Below are 564 nucleotides of genomic sequence, written 5' to 3'. Positions count from 1 at the left end.
TCCGCTTTATTAGAAAGCGTCGCGGTGTAGGTGATTTTTCCACCTTCACTCACTTCAGTCGGAGCCGTCAGGGTCACAGTGGTGGTGTTATCGGTGCCCGGTGTGTCGGTGACAGTCGTGGTGACCTTGTCAGTGCCCGGAACCAGATTTTCGAAGTGCCCGCCGCCAGTTACTTCCTTGATGCCGGTAGTAACGGTTTGGTCGCCTTTGTACACATCGTCCGGCGCTACAGCCGAAACAGTACCGCTCGACTGATTCACGCCAATGGTGATGACCTGGTTGTTATCCAGAGTCACGGTCACTGGGTTGGTGATGTTAGTCACCACGTTTCCAGCCTTGTCGACCAAGGTGGCGGTGTAGACGATCTGGCCGCCTTCACCCACGGTTTTAGTCGCGGTCAGGACTACATCAACCTTGTCGATGGTGTCGTTGATCTGCGTAGTCGCACCGTCGCCTGCAACCACCAGCTTCTCGAAGTTACCGCCTTCAGTACCGGTGATCTTGACCGTCTGGGTGCTCTTGTCGATGAACACGTCATCGCCAGGGGCATCAACAATCACGGTA

The 564-nt window shown here is 55.3% G+C and carries 1 protein-coding gene; it reads right to left on the bottom strand.

The window, feature by feature from the left end:
* On the bottom strand, positions 1–564 hold a 564-nt coding region (locus ACZRMS_RS26325; protein ID WP_463997646.1), incomplete at both ends, for an immunoglobulin-like domain-containing protein.

Source organism: Pseudomonas sp. B424, assembly GCF_055408345.1.
This window is presented reverse-complemented; position numbering and strand designations above follow the sequence as displayed.